Consider the following 18,061-nt stretch of genomic DNA (forward strand, 5'->3'; position numbering starts at 1 on the left):
ACCGATCTCGCAGCCCTCTCCGATAGCCGCTTCAACCTCCTCCTCGCCCTCTACAACAACACGCCCCGCAAATGCCTTGACTTCCGCACCCCCGCCGAACTCTTCTCGGAGAAACTGTTGCACTTCAAATGTGAATCCACATCCCGGCTTTCGCCGGGATGACACGCTTTTTTGTGATGAGCATTAAAAATAATTGTCACCCCGGCGAAAGCCGGGGCCCATGGGCGGACGACAAAAACTTCATCGTCAAATGTGGATCGTCTAAACTCTCCGCATCCGCCGCAAAACAAGACTTCCCATGACCGACCAAGCCATCGCCATTCCCGTCCTCGCCTCGCTCGATCTCGCGCAGAGCCGTGCCTTCTACACCGACAAGCTCGGCTTTACCGTCGAACTCTTCGGCGACTACATGATCGCGAAGCGCGACAGCATGGAAATCCACTTCTGGCTCGCCAACGACCGCATCTATCCGGAAAGCACCTCCTGCTACATCAGAGGCGGGCAGGTGCCTGCGCTATATGAAGAGTTCTCGCGCGCGGGCATCGGTACAAACCCCATCGACGGCGAGCGTATTTCGGATTTCGCCGTGCGTCCGTGGAACATGAAGGAATTTTATGTCTGGGACCCGCACGGCAACTTGCTGAAGTTCGGTTGCGCGCCCGAAGAGATTTGACGCATGGCGTTCCGGCGAAACACGCGCGGCGAGAAATTGCCCGATGTTCTCGTCCCCGGCCTCGATGTCGTCTTCGTCGGCACGGCGCCGTCGCGCCGCTCCGCCGCTGTCGGCGCCTATTACGCGCATCCCGGCAACCGTTTCTGGAAGACGCTGCATGAGGTGGGCATCACGCCGCGCCTCTACGAGCCGCATGAATATCCGCAGCTCATCCATCTCGGCATCGGCTTCACTGACATGGCGAAGCGCGCCTCCGGTATGGATCACGAAATCGATCCCGAACTTTATGAGGCTGATCGCTTCGAGGAGGAGATGCGCCGCTGCCGCCCGCGCGCCGTCGCCTTCACGTCGAAGAAGGCGGCGAGCGTCTGGATGGGCGTGCCCACGGGCCGCATTCAATATGGCCAGCAGCGCCGCGTGCCCGATTTCCCGGAAGTCTTCGTGCTCTCGTCCCCGTCCGGGGCCGGGCGGCGTGCTTGGAACATTGCGCCGTGGGAAGAGCTTGCGCGGTTTCTGGGGCGGTCGCCGTCCTGAGAACCCTTGCGCCAATTCGAAAGTCAGCCACCTGGACCACCCTCCCCCTGCGGGAGGGTCGAACGAGCGTCAGCTCGTTCGGGGAGGGGGACTCCGCCATCGGAATGGAACGCGCCCCGAACTTTGCGGCTTACCCCTCCCCGAAATTTACTTCGCTGCGCTCGCAAATTTCGACCCTCCCGCAGGGGGAGGGTGGTCCCGGCGGCGGAAGCGCGGGTGTTTCGCGAAACCCTAAGCCGCCGTCTGCACCCCGCGAATGAGCCTGCCCGGCAGTTCGCCCGTCGGCTCGTCATTCTCCGCCACGACAACGCCGGAGAGCACCGTCGCGCGGTAGCCCTTCGCGCCCTGCCAGAGGCGCCTGCCGCCCGCCGGAAGGTCGAAGCGCATTTCGGGATGGGTGAAGGTGAGGTTCTCGAAGTCGATCACGTTTACGTCGGCCTTCATGCCGGGTTTCAGGACGCCCCGGTCGTAAAGCCCGTATTGCTCCGCCGTGTCTTTCGTCTGGATGCGGATGATCTCCTCGATGGGGAACTTCGCTCCGCGTGTGCGGTCGCGCGCCCAATGGGTCAGCATGAAGGTCGGCGTGCCGCCGTCGCAGATCGCGCCGACATGGGCGCCGCCATCGGCGAGGCTGATGCCGGTCTGCGGGTGGCGCAGCGTTTCCTCAATGGCCGTGTAGTCGTTGGTCGAATAGCCGAAAAGCGGGAAATAGAGCAGCGCCTGTCCCTCGTTCAGCATCATCGCATCATAGGCGACTTCCGCGGGCGTCTTTCCTTCGCGCTTCGCCACGGCGGCCACGCTGTCATCGGGCGATGGCTCGTAATTCTCGCGCTCGCCCATCGAATACATCTTGTGGAAGGACGTCGTGATGAAATTGCCGAAGGCGCCGAGCTTGTCGACGTTTTTTCCGCCGGTGATTTCCGCGCGCACCTTCGGATCTTTCAGCTTCTCCATCCGCTCCTTGAAGGGCATCTGCCCGTAAGGCCGGTATTCCGGGAAGCCGATAAAGGGATGCACTGACGTCTGCCAGCCCATGAGCAGGCCGACAGGGCGGCCCGAATGCTGGCCGCGAAGATTGGTCACGCCCTGGGCGCGCGCCTCGTCGAGATGCGCCAGCATCTTCTTGTAGAGGTCGGGCGCCTCGTCGATCTGCTGGATCTGGAAGGTGACCATGCGGCCGGTCTCCTTCGCCATTTTCAGCATCCAGTCGAATTCCTTCTCCATCTCGCGATGCGTCGCCGCGATCTGGAAGACGCCGCTCCCGTGTTCCTTCAGCGCATCCGCAATGCCGAAGAGTTCGTCATTGGCCGCCAGCGTGCCGGGCACCGGGTCGCCCTTCAGCGTGTTGTGCAAATCCGTGCGCGAGGTCGAGAAGCCGAGCGCGCCCGCCTTCATCGCGTCATAGGTCAGGTCGCGCATCTGCGCGATGTCTTCGGGCGTGGCCGGTTCGTTGTCGATGCCGCGCGCGCCCATGACATAGACGCGCAGCGCGCAATGCGGCATCTGCGTGCCGATATCGGCGGCGTAGCGGCGCTTGTCCAGCGCGTCCATGAATTCCGGGAAGCTCTCCCATTCCCATTTGATGCCTTCATGCATCGCGGCGCCGGGAATGTCTTCCACCGCCTCCATGAGGTCGATCAGCTCGTTGCGCGCTTCCGGTTTCACCGGCGCGAAGCCGACGCCGCAATTCCCCATCACCACTGTCGTCACGCCATGCTGCGAGGAAGGCGTGAGGTAAGGATCCCAGGTCGCCTGCGCGTCGTAATGCGTGTGAATGTCGACGAAGCCGGGCGTGACCATGAGGCCCTTCGCGTCGATCTCGCGGCGTCCCTTGCCCTCGACCTTGCCGACCGCACTGATCTTTCCATCGTCGATGGCGACATCGCCGGTAAAGGGTTTTGCGCCCGTTCCATCGACGATCGTGCCGCCGCGGATGACGAGATCATGCGTGGTCATCTGTTTTCTCCCGGTATCTCACTATTTGAGGCCAGTCTCGCCCGATGGCGCGCGGAGGGCAAGACGGTCCGCGAGCCCTCCCTGCCTCCCGGCCTTTTGCGGGGCGGCCGGAATGCCCATATACTGGGCCAAACCCCCAACAATGGGAGGCTCCCCATGTTCAATCTCCGCCGCAAGACCCAGATGCCCGCGCCCGGCGAGGCGCTGCCCGGCCGCGATTTCGAGATCCCCACCGCCTCCCGCCATTTCGTGAATGGCGCGGACCTCAAGGGCCCTTACCCCGCAGGCAGCGAGACGGCGATCTTCGGCCTTGGCTGTTTCTGGGGCGCGGAGCGGAAGTTCTGGGAGCTCCCCGGCGTCCATGTCACGGCTGTCGGCTATGCGGGCGGCGAAACGCCGAACCCGACCTACGAGGAAGTCTGTTCCGGCCAGACCGGGCACAATGAAGTCGTGCTCGTCGTCTACGATCCGAAAAAGGTTTCCTACGAGACGCTGCTCAAGACCTTCTGGGAAAGCCACAACCCGACACAGGGCATGCGCCAGGGCAACGATGTCGGCACGCAATACCGCTCCGGCATCTATGTGACGGGCCCCGCCCAGCGCGAGGCCGCCGAAACCTCGAAGGCGGCCTATGAGGCCGAGCTCCGCAAACAGGGCTACGACGCCATCACGACGGAAATTCTCGACGCGCCGGCCTTCTACTTCGCCGAGGACTATCACCAGCAGTATCTCGCGAAGAACCCGGCCGGTTATTGCGGTCTCGGCGGCACCGGCGTTTCCTGTCCGATAGGCCTTCCTGTTTAAGAAGGGGGGCATTTCCGCCTAGTCGGGCAGGTGGCTGCCGTCCGGGTGGGGCCCAGGCCTCGGGCTGCCGTCGATGAAGATCGAGAATTTGCGCAAGCCCTCGATCTGCGCGAAGCAGGTATTCATGATGACGAGGATCGGTACCGCCAGCACCGCGCCGATCACGCCCCACATCCAGCCCCAGAAGACGATGGAGAGGAAGACCACGGCCGCGTTCAGCGTGTGCCTGCGTCCGAGGATCGAGGGCGTCACGAATTGCGACTCGATCAGATTCCAGAAGAAGTAGATCGCGGGCACGGCGAGAACGCGGGCGGGATCGTCAAAGGCGATGAAGGCGACGAATGCCGTCAGCGCCATGCCGGCCACTGCGCCCGCGTAAGGCACGAAGTTCAGCAGCGCGGCGGCGACGCCCCATAGCGCCGCATTGGGCAGACCCACCGCCCAGAAGGACACGCCGATGCACAAGCCGAGCCCTGCATTGATGAACGAGATCGAGAAGAGATAGGTCGAGATTTCGCGCTCGATGCTGCGCAAGATGCGCCGCGCCTTCTCCTTGTCGGTCAGCCGCTTCGCCGAGCGGATGATGCGGTCGCGCAGCAGTTCGCCCGTCGCCAGCAGGAAATAGAGCAGCACAATGAAGATGAGGAAGGAGGCGCCCTTTTGCCCCGCCACTTCCATTGCTTGCTCGATGAGGCCCTCCTCCTTCACGACGACGGTCTGCGCCTCCTGCCCGCCGCGCACCTTCGCCAGTTCCTGCACCTGCTCGCTCGCGCGGCGCATCGCTTCCACGGGCTCTGAAATCTCGCTCGAGCGCCGCTCGAATTCCGCCACCGCCGCAGGGATGCGCGCCGTCCAGTGCGCGACGGGTTCGGCGAGCATGTAGATCGCGCCTGCCAGCACACCGATAATGGTGAGCACCATGATCGCGGCGGCAAGCGCATCGGGGAAAAAGCGGAAAGGTACTGCGCGCATCAAGGGCGCCAGGATGAAGCTGCCGACAATGGCGGCTGTGACGGGCGCAACGAGGTTCTGCGCCAGAAAGGCCGTATACAGAATGGCGAGCAGGGCGAGGATGCCGAGCGATGTTTCGGCCCGCATCACGCGCGCGCGAAATCCGCCTGCGGGGCCGCTTTCCTCGCTGCTCTTTGCACCGCTTTGCGATGGGGTATCGTTCACGCTGAGTGCCTCCCCGGCCTTTTTCTGGCGGCGGTTGACCGGCACCGGATGAAGCGCCTGCATGGCTTTAAACGGATAATTCACGCAAGGGTTCCGTAATGCTTGCGCCGCCTCGCGAGGCTCCTCCCCGCGCAAAAGAACGCGCAAAAGAAAAGGCCGCGTCCGAAGACGCAGCCTTTCCCTTCAATATCCGCGTAAAACCCGGCCGGGTTCAGGCGCCCGAAAGTGCCTCGCGGCGTTGATCGGCCTGTTCGCGCACAGCGTTTTTCATCGCCTTTTGCAGCTTCTCGAAGGCGCGCACCTCGATCTGGCGCACGCGCTCGCGGCTGATGCCATATTCCTGGGAGAGGTCTTCCAGCGTCGCCGGTTCGTCCTTCAGGCGGCGCTCGGTCAGAATGTGCATCTCGCGTTCGTTCAGGCTTTCCATCGCGGTGGCGAGCATCTCGCGGCGAAGCTCCATCTCCTCGCTCTCGCCCAGCGTCACTTCCTGGTCGGCGGTGTCGTCCACCAGCCAGTCCTGCCACTCGCCGCTTTCGCTGTCCTGGCGCAGCGGCGCGTTCAGCGAATTGTCCGGGCCGGACATGCGCCCGTTCATGGAGATTACTTCGTCCTCGGTCACGCCGAGCCGTTCGGCAATCTCCGTCACCTGTTCGGGGCGCAGGTCGCCTTCCTCGATGGCCTGGATCTGGCCCTTCACTTTCCGCAGGTTGAAGAAGAGCTTCTTCTGCGCCGCGGTCGTGCCCATTTTCACCAGCGACCACGAGCGCAGGATATATTCCTGGATCGAGGCGCGGATCCACCACATCGCATAGGTCGCGAGGCGGAAGCCCTTTTCCGGCTCGAAGCGCTTCACGGCCTGCATCAGGCCCACATTGCCCTCGGAGATCACCTCGCCGATGGGCAGGCCATAGCCGCGATAGCCCATGGCGATCTTCGCCACGAGGCGCAGATGACTGGTCACCAGCTGGTGCGCGGCCTCGGTGTCCTCATGTTCCTTCCAGCGCTTCGCCAGCATGTATTCCTGCTGCGGCTCCAGCATGGGGAATTTGCGGATTTCCTGCAGGTAGCGCGACAGCGACCCTTCCGGGTTCGGCGCGGGCGCCAGCTTCGCCACGGCTGTTTTCGAGGCGGGCTTTGTTTTCGTTTCGGCCATGTCAGACCCCCTTCCGGCCCGCCAGCCCCAAACCACCGGGAGGGGAGGGAGGCGCGCCACCAAATTCGAATGTTACGGCCCTGCCGGGCCGCCGGGCATATCCCGGCTTTCCCCGGCAATACCCGAGGAACTTACTCAGACTATCCAACACCCAAACGCAGGCGAAATCTTGTCCGTTCCACCCGTTTCGGGGCGCATCGAGGCGCAAAATGTCGCGGAAGCGGCCGAAGCCCCGTCCCCGGGTTTCGATATAGGTGCGGAAAGCCGGGAGTTAAAGAGCGATCGCTAAAGAAATTGGGGGCATCCGCTGATCGCGAGCATCAAAATACATTAGAATAATTCTAATGTAAAAACAAGGCGGCGTGAATTTCTGATAGTGTCCCGGGAAATTGAATGAGGGGCCCATGAACTGGCTGATTATACCGGCGCTTATATTTCTCGGCGTGGTTGTTCTTTACATGAGTGCGGCGGGCAACTGGCGTGGAAGCCGCACCATTATCATTGGAGTGCTCGGCTTTGCGACCGTGGCCGCGCTGGTCGGCGGTGTCGTCTGGATTGGTTCATGGCCCTCCCGGGAGACGGCGCTTTGGGGGATCGAGCTTGGCGCTCCCAGGGAGGACGTGAAGTTTCTCAAGGGGCCGCCGCTGAGCGGGAGCACGGATGATATCTGGTTCTATCCGGGGGAATATTCGCAGGGAGAAATTTCGCATGTGGTGAGCTATGAAAATGACCGTGTTCGTTATGTCGCCTATGTCGCGCGAACGGGCACCGCTCCCGTGCTGGCCTCGGTCTATTCATTCGAGAAGCTGCCATCGGTTCTGGAGAAGCTTGGCGAACCGGATCACGTCGCTCAATCCGAGGACGGTCTGTCGAGGATTTATTCCTTCAACAAGTTCAATGTCGCCTTCGAGTTCGCGAAGAACTCCATTGCCATGAGCTTTGTCTTCGACCCGCAATTCGGACCGGTTGAATATTCGCCCGGGATCGAAAACCTTCCCCCGATTGCCATTGAATGAAGCCAGTGCGGCACTCACCAGCGCAACATCCGGCGCCCCGCATTACAACAATCAAGCCATAGATCGTCAGGGTCCGGACAAGCCGTGCCACTTTTCAAGCAAGAAGGCGCGACATGACGGATCAAAAATCGTAGCGAGGCTGTCCATCGACGGATTGCCGCGGCTCTTGCCATTACTTCTGCAAAGCATCATTGTTGCCTGAGTTACGGTCAATTATCCGTAGGGGGGAGCTATGTCTACGAAGCCCGATTATTTTACAAAAGGCGAGAGGGCGCGGCTAATTCCCGTTGCTGCAGACTCCAGCAAGGAAGTGAGGGCAACCTCGGTCTTTCTCGCAACGATGATGGCCGTTCCTCCGTTTGCAGAGCGAATGCTCGATACAATAGGGCAGAAGGTTGGCAAGCGTAGCGAGATTGCGTGCTTCACCGAAGTCGGCTTCAAGCAGGCCAATGGCGGGAAAAATCATCGTCCAGATGGATTTGTTTCTCTGTCCTCCGGCCGAGGCAGACAGTGGACAGCCTTGGTCGAAGCGAAGATCGGAAACGCAGAAATCGATGCGGAGCAGGTGAAGGCCTATGCAACCCTTGCCAAGGAGCATGGCATTGATGCTGTAATCACTATCTCGAACCAGTTTTCAGCGTTGCCGACTCACACGCCGGTTGAAATTGGTCGTGTGCTCTCAAGAAATGTCGGGCTGTTCCACTGGTCATGGATGTTCATCCTGACGGAAGCCATGCTTCTCATCAGCGACGATAATTTCGATGCGCCTGAGCAGAAGTTCATCTTGTCCGAATTGGTGCGCTACCTGTCGCATGATTCCGTCGGGGTCAAACGGTTCGACCGAATGAACAAGGAATGGAAGGACGTTGTGCTGGCGGTCAATGCCCGTACCGCTCTGAACAAGAATACATCCGACATTCAAAATACCGTCGCGGCGTGGCATCAGGAGGCGCGCGATGTCACGCTGTTGATGACCAGAAAAGTTCAGCGTCGCGTGCGGCAAAAGCTCTCTCGCGCACATGCCAATGATCCGTCCACCCGGTTGTCCGGCGACGCCGAGAAGCTGGCAGGCAATCATGTTCTTGATTTCGTGCTTGATATTCCCGATGCCGCCGATGCGCTGGAGGTACAGGCCGATATTGCAAGACGATGCCTGATTTGTTCGATGACGCTTGAAGCACCTGACACCAAGCGGTTGCAAAGCAGAATCAACTGGCTTCTCAAGCAGCTCACCAAATCGAACCCGTCCGATGTCTGGGTTGAGATGCAGTTTCCGGGAAAGGTGCCCCCGGTGAGAGTGACGCTCGTACAGCTTCGTGCCGAGGAGGGGCTTAATCAGGAAACCTTTCCCAGCAGTCTGCCTACGGCCTTCAAAGTGATGATGGTCAAGGACATTGCCGGAAAATTCAGTGGCAGCAGGACTTTCATAGAGGAATTGGAAAAGTTCGTTCCAGAGTTCTATGAAAACGTGGGTCAGCTTCTTGAATCGTTCCGCCCCAAGCCTCCGCAACTGAAAGCGGAGAAGGCGGAGAGCGCATCGGCCTTGTCCGAGGATTCGGCCAAGGGTCTGCGGGATGTCTCTATTGCAGCAAACGACGCCGCCGAAGATGCATTGGAAATGGTACTGGCGTCGAAAGTGGAAGCTGTATCTTCTTCCGGAGACGAAGAAGAAAAGCAGTGGCCTCCGCTTGTGCCTTCTCCCGAGGAAGCGGCGTTGGACCCGGTTTCACCGCCCACACAATATCTTCCAACAACGGAGCAATGAGAATTGACGATTGTGGCTCACGCCGCCTTCTTCGCGCGGGCTTCCACTTCGATTTTCAAATGTCCGGTGATCGCCTCGAAGATCGCGGCGAGGTTGTCCATCGCCGGGTTGCCCGTGAGGCTGGAAAGTTCCTCGAAGCCGAGTGTGCCGTTCACCACATCGCGCAGCATCAGGCGCGCGACCTCCGGCTCCCCGCCGAGGAACAAGGTCGCTGCCTCGCTCAGCACGCCCTTCGCGAAAGCGCGGTCGCGGCGGATGCGCTCCACAATCGTGAGACTTGAATCGCGGGGCAGCATTTCGTGTTCCTCAAACCTCTAAACTCGTCATTGCGAGCCTCCCGCAGGGAGGCGCGGCAATCCAGGGCTGTTTGGCTCTGCGTTTGCCGCTCTGGATTGCTTCGTCGCCTTCGGCTCCTCGCAATGACGGCATTGTAACTCTGTGGCTCTGCGTGCACCCCAACCGATCCTCGCGTGCCGCTCGGATCACCCTCTCCCCGGAGCGGAGAGGGAAGGGTGAGGGGGGCTAACTCCCCTCCAACTCCTCCACCAGCTCCCTCATATCCTCCGGCAACGGAGCATTGAAGCTCATGCGCTCGCCGGTCACCGGGTGCTCGAAGCCCAGATGCCAGGCATGAAGCGCCTGGCGGTTCAGCCGCGTCAGCGCCGCGCGGGCCTCATCGGTCAGTTTCGCTGCGCGGCTTTTCATGCCCGTGCCATAGGTCGGGTCGCCGAGCAGCGGGTGGCCGATATAGGTCATGTGCACACGGATCTGGTGCGTGCGGCCCGTTTCCAGCCGGCATTCGACGAGGCTGACGAGCCCGTCCGAATATTCGCGCTCCACCTTGTAATGCGTGATCGCGATGCGGCCCGCCGTCACGTCCTCGCCTTCGTCATCCAGCCGCGTTTTCAGCGTCGCCATCTTAGAGCGGTTATGCGTGGAGCGCGCGATATTCGCGTTCACCGTCCCCTTCTTCGGTGAGGGCACGCCCCAGAGGAGCGCCTTGTAGGCGCGGGTCAGTTTTCCGTCGCGGCCATGCGCGGCGAATTGCTCGGCGAGGCCCCTATGCGCGCGGTCCGTCTTCGCGACGACCATGAGCCCGCTTGTCTCTTTATCCAGCCGGTGGACGATGCCCGGCCGCCGCTCGCCGCCAATGCCGGACAGCGTGTCCCCGCAATGGGCGACAAGCGCGTTCACCAGCGTCATATCGTGATTGCCGGGCGCGGGGTGGACGACGAGCCCGGCGGGCTTCATCACCACGATCAGCTCCGCGTCCTCGTAAACCACATCGAGCGGGATCGCCTGCCCCTCCGGCTTTGCGGGGAGCGGCGGCGGCAGCGCCACCTCGAATTTCTCGCCGCGCTTTACCCTGTAAGAGGGCTCGGTGAGCGGGCGCGGCCGCGTCCCCTCGATCAGCACGCGGCCTTCCTCGATCAGCTGCTTCACGCGCGCGCGCGATGGCGCGCCGCCGGCGCTTGCCGCCTCGTCCTCATCGAACTTGCGGGCAAGCGCCTCCGTGAGATACTTGTCGAGCCTCGCGCCGCCTTCCGTCTCGGCGACGGTGAGCGCATATCTCTTTTCTTCTTCATTCCGGGGAGCAGCTGGCATCATGAGCGGGACTATATCACCGGAAGACGATGCGCATGAGGGACCAGTGACGAAAGGCGAGCCGCTTTCCGAGGAGAGGCTTCGGCGGCTGAAATTCCTCATGGCCATCATGTCGGGCTTTCTCGTCCTCACCTTCATGCTGGTGGTCGCGGCCTTCGTCTGGCGCATCTCGGGTTCTGGCGGGTCCGGTGCGGGCGGGGAGGGCGCTGCGCGGGCCGCGCATCCGGCGGGCTGGTTCGGCGCCTCGCGCGTTGCCGTCGCGCCGGGCGAGAAGCTTCGCTCCGTCACCATGGAAGGCGGGCGCATCGCCATCGCCGTCGGCAGCGACAATGCGGAGGCCGTCATCATCGTCGATGCGAAGACCGGCGAGGAGCTTGGCCGCATCCTGCTGACGCCGCTTTCGGGTTTCGCGGCGCGCTGACGAGGGCGCATGGACCGCATGGGGCCCAGGGGCGACGGCATTCTTTCTCGCCTCACCTTTATCCCCACCCGGCGGGGATAATGCCTCCCCTTTGTCCCCACCCGGTGGGGACAATGCCTCCCAATGTGACGGTCTCGTGACGTTACAATGACAGTCAGGGGCGGGTTATCCCCGGCTTTCTTGTTTTTCCAGCGATATCAATGGCTTGGCGGATGCGCGCGGGGGGGGCGTCGCGGGCGTCGTTATGACAGCCGCCGATGCGCGCTGAAGGGGTCATAAAGCGCAAATCGTCGCCCGGCGAATTCACCAGCGATTTCAAATATTTAGGGGGAGGAGGGTGCCGCCGGTGCCGGGGGAGGAGGGAGGATGGCACCGGCGGCAATCTGAAAGCTATCGATCGGGGAGGAGGTCGATCGACGTTTCGTGAGATGAATATCGCCCGCAGGTGACAAGTTGTCAATTGGGATTTTGCTGCGTTGCAAAAATGTAATCTAGATTGGGATGCGAATGGATTGCGGTGTAAGTATCTGATTTGTAAGGGGTTAAATTAGATTATGCGGAGGGTTAGGCCGCAAAACGCCCTCCGGTGCGGTCGAATGCCGCAGTGCGGTTTGTGTTTTTTAGGGGGCATCCCCTAGGTTTTTCCGGTGTTTTGAGGCCGCGCAAAGGATTGCCCTTGCGCCCTTTTCCAAGCCGTCCTAAAAGACGGCCGAACTGGTTTGTCCCCTTCGTCTAGCGGTCAGGACATCGCCCTCTCACGGCGAAAACAGGGGTTCGATTCCCCTAGGGGATACCAATTCTTCCAATAAAATCAGATGTTTGGCTTCAGATGTAGGCGGTAACGGCCTCCATCGCGAGGGCGATTGCCGCGCCCAGCCAGAGCACCACGATGGACAGCAGTCCGATCGTGAAGCCGGTCGAGCGCTTCAGTGCCGCCGCGTAGTAGCCGCGCGCGTAAACCACTCTGCCGATTGGAAAAATCAGGCCCACGGCCGCCGCCCAGGTGTCGCCGATGGTCAGCGCGAAGAGCCAGAGCGCGGGCAGGAAGAGGATCAGCACCTCGGTCGTGTTCCCCTGGACGCGCAGTACACGGAGGAAGTCGTCCGGCCCGTCCATGCGCGGCGCTGGAATCTCGAATGATCCCCGTGCCTTACCGACCTTGAAGGCCATCCAGAAATAGACTGCAAGCGCGATCAGCGTGACCAGCCCGGTCAGCGGATAGGCGAAAGGCGTCATGACGAATCTCCCTCATGCGTTGGCCGCGTCAAGGAAAGCAGCTTGGAATGATTCCGGCAAATAAAAGAAGAGGTTGCGCCGGCCCGCCCGTCAGTGGGCGACGCCGGCTTCCAGCGCCCGGATGCGTTCGGCAAGGCTCGGGCCTGCGTTGCGCGGGTCTTCCAGCGGCGGACCACCTTCTTCGTCTTCGTCTTCGGCCTCCGCCGTGGCTGTGCCGCGCGGGGCGTCGAGCTCGGCGAGGAGCGAGGCCTTCACCTCGGCCAGGGTGCGCGCATCGGCATCCTGTTCGGCTGCGGTATAGGGCTCAAGTGCTTGTTGCGGCTCGTCTTTCGGATCGCTTTCGGGCTCGGGGGCTTGCACCGCCCGGGCAGGCGGGGGGGTGGGGGTATCGAGCGCCGCGAGTTTCGCGCGCGCCGTCTCGTAATGTTTCGCCTCTTCGCTCAGCGCCTGTTCCAGTCCGCTCAGCTCGCGTTGCGCCGTGGTGACACTCGCCGCATGTTTTGCGGTTTCGGCAGCAGCGTTTTCGATCTCTTCGTGCAGCGTCGCGAAGCCAGTCTTCAGCCGCTCCACTTCGCTTTTCAACCTTTCGGATTCGGCAGCGATCTGCGCTTTTTCACGGGTCAGCGCTTCATTCGCGGCGGCGAGCCTCGCGCCTTCCGCTTTCAGATTGCCGACCTCCGCCTTGAGCGGCGCCATTTCGTTCTGGTGTTGCTCCGCGAGTGCGTCGAACTCCGCCTGCAAGTCATATTCTTGTGCTTGCTCTTGCGGCGCTTCCGTCGCCAGCATCTCTCCAGTGTTCATTTTTCGAAGCGTGACCGTGACCGCCCGGCGCCAGATGAACTGCGCCGCGATGAGCCCGAAAAGCGTTGCGAGCAAGAAGCCAAGCGCAATCAGCATCAGGCTCTCAATCATGGGTTTCCTCGCATTGCTTGGCTCCGGGGCTCATCCCCGGGGCGGGTGCGGATGGTCCGCGAAACCGCGACAGACTGCCAGAAAAGCCCTCCCCCTTCCACCTTGTGTGAGGCAGCGGGAGAGGGCTCGTCCGGGCGGTCAGAAGGGCAGCCATTCGCGTGATTTCGTGTATTTCAGGTAGCCCACGGAAGCGCCGAGCCGCAGCCCCGCGCCGGAGCGCATCGGCGCGAGCACGATATCGTCGCGTTGCTGGTAGTTGAGGCCGATGCCGCCCACGAGATAGGCGCTGCCTTCGACGCCGGGAAAGCGCTGATAGATCGTGTCTCCGTCCGGCAGGTTGTAGACCAGCGTGAAGACCTTTGCTGCATTGCCGCCGAAATCCCATCCGGCGCTTGGCCCCTGCCAGAAAACCTTGCGGCGTGTGCCATTCTTCATCACAAGTTCGCCTTGGCCATAGCGCAGGCCGATCACGAATGCGCCGCTCGCTTCCTCGCCCTTGATATAGGCATTGGGCTCGCCATAGTCCTCGAAAACATCATGGACGGCGTCGGCCAGCCCTTCGGAAACCGCGCCGAAGAAGTCGCCTGCTTCCTTGACGATCTCGTCTTCCTTGTAGGTATCGGAGGACTGATTCTGCGTCTGCGCGAAGGCGGCCGCCGGCATCAGGACAAGGGCAACAGCGCCGGCGAGAAGGCCGAGCGAAAAGACGCGGGGGAAAAGGCCGTTTCGTGGCTTCTGGTGGGTTGCATGCTGCCGCTGCGCCGGTTTGGCTGTGTCGATCATCTGCCGTTCCTCTTTCGTGTCATGTCTATCGCCATCGAATCGCCGCCAATTGATGCAAACTCTATCGGAGAATCATCGGATTCGAGGGCCCGGGGATATTGTCCGCGCAGCGTGGCGAAACGGTGACCGCAAACCGCATGTCCAGAGGGCCGGAATATTGAGTGAGGCCGGATGTTGAAGTCGTGGAAGACGCGCCTCGCTCTTGTGGCGGCAGCCCTTTTCCTTGCACTGGCTTTGGGGCTGGGCTGGCTCTGGGCGGAGCGGGTGGCGCTTGCCGAGCGGGTTATCGGGCAAGCCCTTGCCGATCGCGGTATCGCACCTGCCTCCTTCAATGTCGGGTTCATTGGTCTCCGGAGTATTTCTCTGTCCGATATCTCGATTGGTGACCCTGCAGCCCCCGATGCTACGGCGGCGGGCGTCACCGTGAATTACTCACTCGGCGAACTCCTGTCAGGCAAGGTCCGTTCCGTGAACGTCGACGAGGCCCGGCTTCGCATTCTTTTGACCGAGGATGGGCTCTCGCTCGGGGCGCTTGACCCTCTGCTTCAAGGCGAGGGTGGCGGCAAGCTCAGCCTGCCCCCCGTTGTCGTGGACGACGTAGAAGTGCTGGCGACTACGCCCTACGGCGTCTTTGCTTTTTCAGGGCCTGCATCCGCCGCGCCCGAAGGCGACGCGATTGTCGTCTCGTCCAGTGCGCTGGATATTGCCGATGCCGCGGCTGAGCCCCGCTTTGCGCCGCTTCTTGCAAATGGTCTGTTGCGTGTTGAGGGCCGGAAGCTCGGCTTTACCGCCTCCGTGGCGAGCGCAGCCGGGCAGGCGGAGCCTGTTCCGCTCTTCGAAGCGGAGGGCAGTTATGACGGTGAGACGCGCAATGGCAGGGCCGTGGCGGAAGGGGCGCTTACCTTTGCGCGCAATGAACTCACGCTCGCGTCCCTCGCGCCTGCACTCAGATCTCTTTATCTCGATCTTGGCGGCGGTGTCGCCTACCGGCTGGTCGCGGAAGTGCAGGAACGAAACATTTCTCTCGCGGCGGAAGCCGAGCTGGACGATTTCAGTCTCAACCAGACGGCAGGCGGTTCGTTCTCCTTCAGCGGCAAGATCGATGCCGCGGGCGGACTTGAGGGCAATGTGCTGAAGCCTTTGCGTGTATCGCTTCGCAGCCTGCAGTTGCGCGATATCTCACAGCCATCCCGTTTTGCGCCTGTTCTGGTCGAAGGCCCTGTCGACTACACCCAAGGTTCTCTCGCTGCCGATCTTGTTCTGCGCAGCGCCCTGCCGTCACTTTTCGGTGCACGGCTTGCCAATGTCACCGCAAGTTACGATGTCGGGGCAGGGCGGGGACAAGCGCGCGCCAATGGCAGTCTTGCCTTTGCGCCGGGCAAACTCGAGTTGCAGACATTGTTGCCTTCCCTCAAGGGAAAGGTCGCGCGCATGAGCGGCAATCTTGTCTATAGCGCGCGTGCGGACATGAAGGACGGGAGCTTTTCGAGTTCCGGGGAGGCGAAGTTCGACAAGGTCGGCTTTGTCGCCTCGGCAGCCACGGTGGAAGGCGTGAGCGGCACGGTCACGCTCTCGAGTCTCTTGCCGCCGCAAACAAAAGGCGTGCAGACATTGAAGGTCGCTACGCTGCAGGCGGGGGTTCCTCTGCGGGACGGGACGGTGGCCTTCGAGCTGGACCGGACAGGGCTTCGCATCGTCGATGCAAACTGGCCTTTTGCGGATGGCAAGCTGACGCTCGTATCGTCGAGCGCGGCGGTCAGTGCCGGCAATGCCGAGTTTCTTTTGACAGTGAAGGATGTCGACCTTGCGGCGCTGGTTGCCCTTGCGGACGTGCCGGGGCTTCGGGTAACCGGGCACATCAACGGGCAGGTGCCGGTTGCGATCAAGGATGGCGATCCGATCCTTATGGACGGAAATATCGCGGCCGAGGACCAGGGTATCATCATTTATCGCGGCGAGGCTGCGGACGCCGCCGCAACCGAGCAGACGAAACTTCTCACCGACGCCCTGCAGAATTTCCACTATACCGAACTTGCAGGCGGCCTTTCCGGCAATGCGAATGGAGATCTCGTGCTTCGGCTTTCCCTGAAGGGGGCCAATCCCGATCTCTATGACGGCTATCCCTTCGCCATCAATGTGAAACTGGAGGGATCGCTTGCAGACCTGCTGCGGCGTGGTACCGTTGGTTTCCGGCCGCTCGAACTCATCAAAGAGCAGTCGAAAGGGGCGCTTCAGCCGCCCGCCAACAAGACGGAACCGTGAGCTTGCAGCACCTGATGCACCGAATGCACTTCACTTTCTCCCGATATGCGTCCTTGAGTATGGTTGGAGGCGCGCTCCTGCTTGCCGGGTGTAATCCAACGGTGAAGATCGAAGCGCCGGACAAACCCATAGAGATCAATCTCAACGTCAAGATCGAGCAGGAAGTCCGCGTGAAGGTCGACCGCGATCTCGATGACCTGCTTGCCGAAAACCCGGATCTGTTCTGAGGAAGACACGAGATATGCGCCCAATCATGAAATCCGCCCTGCCGCTTTTCGCGCTGCTGTTCTCTCTGGTCTTCTCGGGGGCAAGCTTCGCGGCCGATCTCGATTCTGCGAAGGCTCAGGGGCTGGTTGGCGAAAAGCTCAATGGTTATGTCGGCCTGGTTACGGCAGCGCCGAGCCCTGATCTCAAGAAGATGGTGGACGACATCAATCTGCGCCGCCGGGCGTCCTATCAGGCGATTGCCGACAAGACGGCGGGCGCGACGCTCAATGCCGTGGAAAAGCTCGCCGCGGAGAAGCTCATCTCGAAGACGCCTTCGGGGCAGTATGTTGAGAAAAACCCCGGTCAGTGGGTAAAAAAGCCTTGAGCTTGTGCCGTTTTGGCATGGTCGGCGTTACCGTCGTCATCTGACACGGAACAAATCCCCAAATGAAGCGCAATCGCGTCTGAACACGGTGCCAGACGGCGGCATGGTGCTTGCAAATTTGTCTGTGTAAGCACTTCCGCCAGTAGCGCGTATCGCATGGCGGGGCCGGCGCGAGCCCTCGACGGTCGGGGGGCCATTCGCGGCTTGCGCCGGCCAGCTTGCCTTCTCCGACGGCCTCGACAGCACCAGGCCCCGGACCGGATGGAAATCCGGTCCGGGGACCAGGAGATTCTGTTTTCTTTGCGGTTCACGTCAGGCGAGGGCGCCGCGTGCAACGAAAAAGGGATTGTCGAGACCGCGCTCGGTTTTTCCATAGAGAAGGGGTGTGCCGTCGAGCTGGGTGACGCTGCCGCCTGCCGAGAGCAGAACGGCGTGCCCTGCTGCAGTGTCCCATTCCATGGTGCGGCCGTGGCGGGGATAAAGATCGGCTTCACCCGCGGCAACCAGACAGAATTTCAGTGACGATCCGGCGGCAAGGAATTCCTTCACCTTGTAGAGGTTCAGATATTCGTCCGTCTTTGTATCGCGATGGGTGCGACTGGCGATGACGACGAGGCCATCTTCGCTCGGCTTGCGTGCAGCAATAGAGGTCGGCCTGTTCGGCCCTTCCGTCCCCTCCGGGCTCGGCGTTACGGTCTGCTCAAACGCTTGCCCCGGGCCATAGCCGAAGAACATTCTGTCCTTGGCGGGCGCATAAACGACACCTGCCACGGGCACACGGTCTTCGATAAGAGCGATATTGACAGTGAATTCCCCGTTCTTGTTGACAAACTCCTTGGTGCCGTCGAGCGGATCCACAAGGAAGAAGCTGTGGCCGATTTCGGGGATATGGCCATCTGCGGCGGCTTCTTCGGAGACCACCGGAATATCTGGAACGAACTTCCGCAAGCCTTCGAGAATAAGCGCCTCGGCGTCCTTGTCGGCGGCGGTGACCGGGCTCTTGTCTTCCTTATGGATAACTTCGAATTCCGAGTGGTAGTGATCCATGATGGCTGCACCCGCACGGATGGCGATTTTCCGCAACTCTTCGGTGAGGGTGGCTCGGTCGGAAATCAGGCTCGTCAAATCTCGTCCCCTGGGTGGTCTGGCCGGGCAGATGGCGTTGGAACGCGC

18 protein-coding genes and 1 tRNA gene are annotated in these 18,061 nt (G+C 61.4%); 10 read left to right on the forward strand and 9 right to left on the reverse strand.

Annotation, left to right across the window (positions count from 1 at the left end; all coding sequences use genetic code 11):
- The first annotated feature begins 298 nt into the window (after positions 1 to 298).
- Both ABJO61_RS00005 and ABJO61_RS00010 read left to right on the forward strand, forming a co-directional pair.
- Positions 299 to 673 carry a VOC family protein gene (locus ABJO61_RS00005; protein ID WP_348323011.1) on the forward strand — a complete coding sequence of 125 codons (375 nt, stop codon included), beginning with the start codon at positions 299 to 301 and terminating at the stop codon, positions 671 to 673.
- A 3-nt stretch (positions 674 to 676) separates the two neighbouring features.
- Entirely contained in the window at positions 677 to 1,207 is a 531-nt protein-coding gene (locus ABJO61_RS00010) for a mismatch-specific DNA-glycosylase (RefSeq protein ID WP_348323010.1), read from the forward strand.
- A gap of 231 nt (positions 1,208 to 1,438) precedes the next feature.
- Here the strand turns inward: ABJO61_RS00010 and ABJO61_RS00015 are convergent, their stop codons facing one another.
- Positions 1,439 to 3,163 carry an amidohydrolase family protein gene (locus ABJO61_RS00015; protein ID WP_348323009.1) on the reverse strand — a complete coding sequence of 575 codons (1,725 nt, stop codon included), beginning with the start codon at positions 3,161 to 3,163 and terminating at the stop codon, positions 1,439 to 1,441.
- 156 nt (positions 3,164 to 3,319) lie between these two features.
- On the opposite strand from ABJO61_RS00015, the gene msrA reads away from it, so the two are divergent.
- The gene (gene msrA / locus ABJO61_RS00020; RefSeq protein ID WP_348323008.1) at positions 3,320 to 3,967 is read left to right on the forward strand and encodes a peptide-methionine (S)-S-oxide reductase MsrA; all 648 of its coding nucleotides are present in this window, start codon (positions 3,320 to 3,322) and stop codon (positions 3,965 to 3,967) included.
- 18 nt (positions 3,968 to 3,985) lie between these two features.
- Here the strand turns inward: msrA and ABJO61_RS00025 are convergent, their stop codons facing one another.
- Positions 3,986 to 5,227, reverse strand: a complete 1,242-nt coding sequence (locus tag ABJO61_RS00025) for an AI-2E family transporter (RefSeq protein ID WP_348323007.1) — start codon at positions 5,225 to 5,227, stop codon at positions 3,986 to 3,988.
- Positions 5,228 to 5,354: 127 nt separating this feature from the next.
- Positions 5,355 to 6,296 (reverse strand): RNA polymerase sigma factor RpoH, encoded by a 942-nt coding sequence (gene rpoH, locus ABJO61_RS00030; RefSeq protein WP_348323006.1) that lies wholly within the window; start codon positions 6,294 to 6,296, stop codon positions 5,355 to 5,357.
- A gap of 404 nt (positions 6,297 to 6,700) precedes the next feature.
- Here rpoH and ABJO61_RS00035 point away from each other — a divergent pair, with 404 nt between their 5' ends.
- Positions 6,701 to 7,312 (forward strand): hypothetical protein, encoded by a 612-nt coding sequence (locus ABJO61_RS00035; protein ID WP_348323005.1) that lies wholly within the window; start codon positions 6,701 to 6,703, stop codon positions 7,310 to 7,312.
- Between the two features lie 232 nt (positions 7,313 to 7,544).
- Positions 7,545 to 9,077, forward strand: coding sequence for a hypothetical protein (locus ABJO61_RS00040; RefSeq protein ID WP_348323004.1), 1,533 nt, complete (start codon positions 7,545 to 7,547; stop codon positions 9,075 to 9,077).
- A gap of 17 nt (positions 9,078 to 9,094) precedes the next feature.
- Here the strand turns inward: ABJO61_RS00040 and ABJO61_RS00045 are convergent, their stop codons facing one another.
- Both ABJO61_RS00045 and ABJO61_RS00050 read right to left on the reverse strand, forming a co-directional pair.
- Positions 9,095 to 9,373, reverse strand: coding sequence for a transcriptional regulator (locus ABJO61_RS00045; protein ID WP_348323003.1), 279 nt, complete (start codon positions 9,371 to 9,373; stop codon positions 9,095 to 9,097).
- A 226-nt stretch (positions 9,374 to 9,599) separates the two neighbouring features.
- On the reverse strand, positions 9,600 to 10,685 hold the full coding sequence (locus ABJO61_RS00050) for an RluA family pseudouridine synthase (protein ID WP_348323002.1): 1,086 nt from the start codon (positions 10,683 to 10,685) through the stop codon (positions 9,600 to 9,602).
- Between ABJO61_RS00050 and ABJO61_RS00055 the strand changes: the two genes are divergently transcribed.
- Both ABJO61_RS00055 and ABJO61_RS00060 read left to right on the forward strand, forming a co-directional pair.
- Positions 10,684 to 11,103: a hypothetical protein gene (locus ABJO61_RS00055; protein ID WP_348323001.1), complete on the forward strand. Its 420-nt coding sequence runs from the start codon at positions 10,684 to 10,686 to the stop codon at positions 11,101 to 11,103. The two genes, ABJO61_RS00050 and ABJO61_RS00055, sit on opposite strands and share 2 nt — an antisense overlap.
- A 721-nt stretch (positions 11,104 to 11,824) precedes the next feature.
- Positions 11,825 to 11,899, forward strand: a tRNA-Glu gene (locus ABJO61_RS00060).
- Positions 11,900 to 11,928: 29 nt separating this feature from the next.
- Here ABJO61_RS00060 and ABJO61_RS00065 read toward each other — a convergent pair.
- The 3 genes from ABJO61_RS00065 to ABJO61_RS00075 all read right to left on the reverse strand — a co-directional run bounded on the left by ABJO61_RS00065 (position 11,929) and on the right by ABJO61_RS00075 (position 14,034).
- On the reverse strand, positions 11,929 to 12,339 hold the full coding sequence (locus ABJO61_RS00065; protein ID WP_348323000.1) for an MAPEG family protein: 411 nt from the start codon (positions 12,337 to 12,339) through the stop codon (positions 11,929 to 11,931).
- Between the two features lie 90 nt (positions 12,340 to 12,429).
- A complete protein-coding gene (locus ABJO61_RS00070) occupies positions 12,430 to 13,251 on the reverse strand; it encodes a hypothetical protein (RefSeq protein WP_348322999.1) in 822 nt (273 codons plus the stop codon).
- A gap of 138 nt (positions 13,252 to 13,389) precedes the next feature.
- Positions 13,390 to 14,034, reverse strand: coding sequence for a DUF1134 domain-containing protein (locus ABJO61_RS00075; protein ID WP_348322998.1), 645 nt, complete (start codon positions 14,032 to 14,034; stop codon positions 13,390 to 13,392).
- A 171-nt stretch (positions 14,035 to 14,205) separates the two neighbouring features.
- On the opposite strand from ABJO61_RS00075, the gene ABJO61_RS00080 reads away from it, so the two are divergent.
- The 3 genes from ABJO61_RS00080 to ABJO61_RS00090 are packed head-to-tail and all read left to right on the forward strand — an operon-like array spanning position 14,206 to position 16,888.
- Positions 14,206 to 16,296, forward strand: coding sequence for a YdbH domain-containing protein (locus tag ABJO61_RS00080; RefSeq protein ID WP_348322997.1), 2,091 nt, complete (start codon positions 14,206 to 14,208; stop codon positions 16,294 to 16,296).
- A gap of 59 nt (positions 16,297 to 16,355) precedes the next feature.
- Positions 16,356 to 16,523, forward strand: coding sequence for a YnbE family lipoprotein (locus ABJO61_RS00085; RefSeq protein WP_348323012.1), 168 nt, complete (start codon positions 16,356 to 16,358; stop codon positions 16,521 to 16,523).
- Positions 16,524 to 16,537: 14 nt separating this feature from the next.
- On the forward strand, positions 16,538 to 16,888 hold the full coding sequence (locus tag ABJO61_RS00090) for a YdbL family protein (RefSeq protein ID WP_348322996.1): 351 nt from the start codon (positions 16,538 to 16,540) through the stop codon (positions 16,886 to 16,888).
- Between the two features lie 312 nt (positions 16,889 to 17,200).
- Here the strand turns inward: ABJO61_RS00090 and cysQ are convergent, their stop codons facing one another.
- Positions 17,201 to 18,013 (reverse strand): 3'(2'),5'-bisphosphate nucleotidase CysQ, encoded by an 813-nt coding sequence (gene cysQ, locus ABJO61_RS00095; protein WP_348323210.1) that lies wholly within the window; start codon positions 18,011 to 18,013, stop codon positions 17,201 to 17,203.
- Positions 18,014 to 18,061 lie beyond the last annotated feature (48 nt).

The sequence above is a fragment of the Parvibaculum sp. genome, from assembly GCF_039973015.1.
Classification (GTDB): Bacteria; Pseudomonadota; Alphaproteobacteria; order Parvibaculales; family Parvibaculaceae; genus Parvibaculum.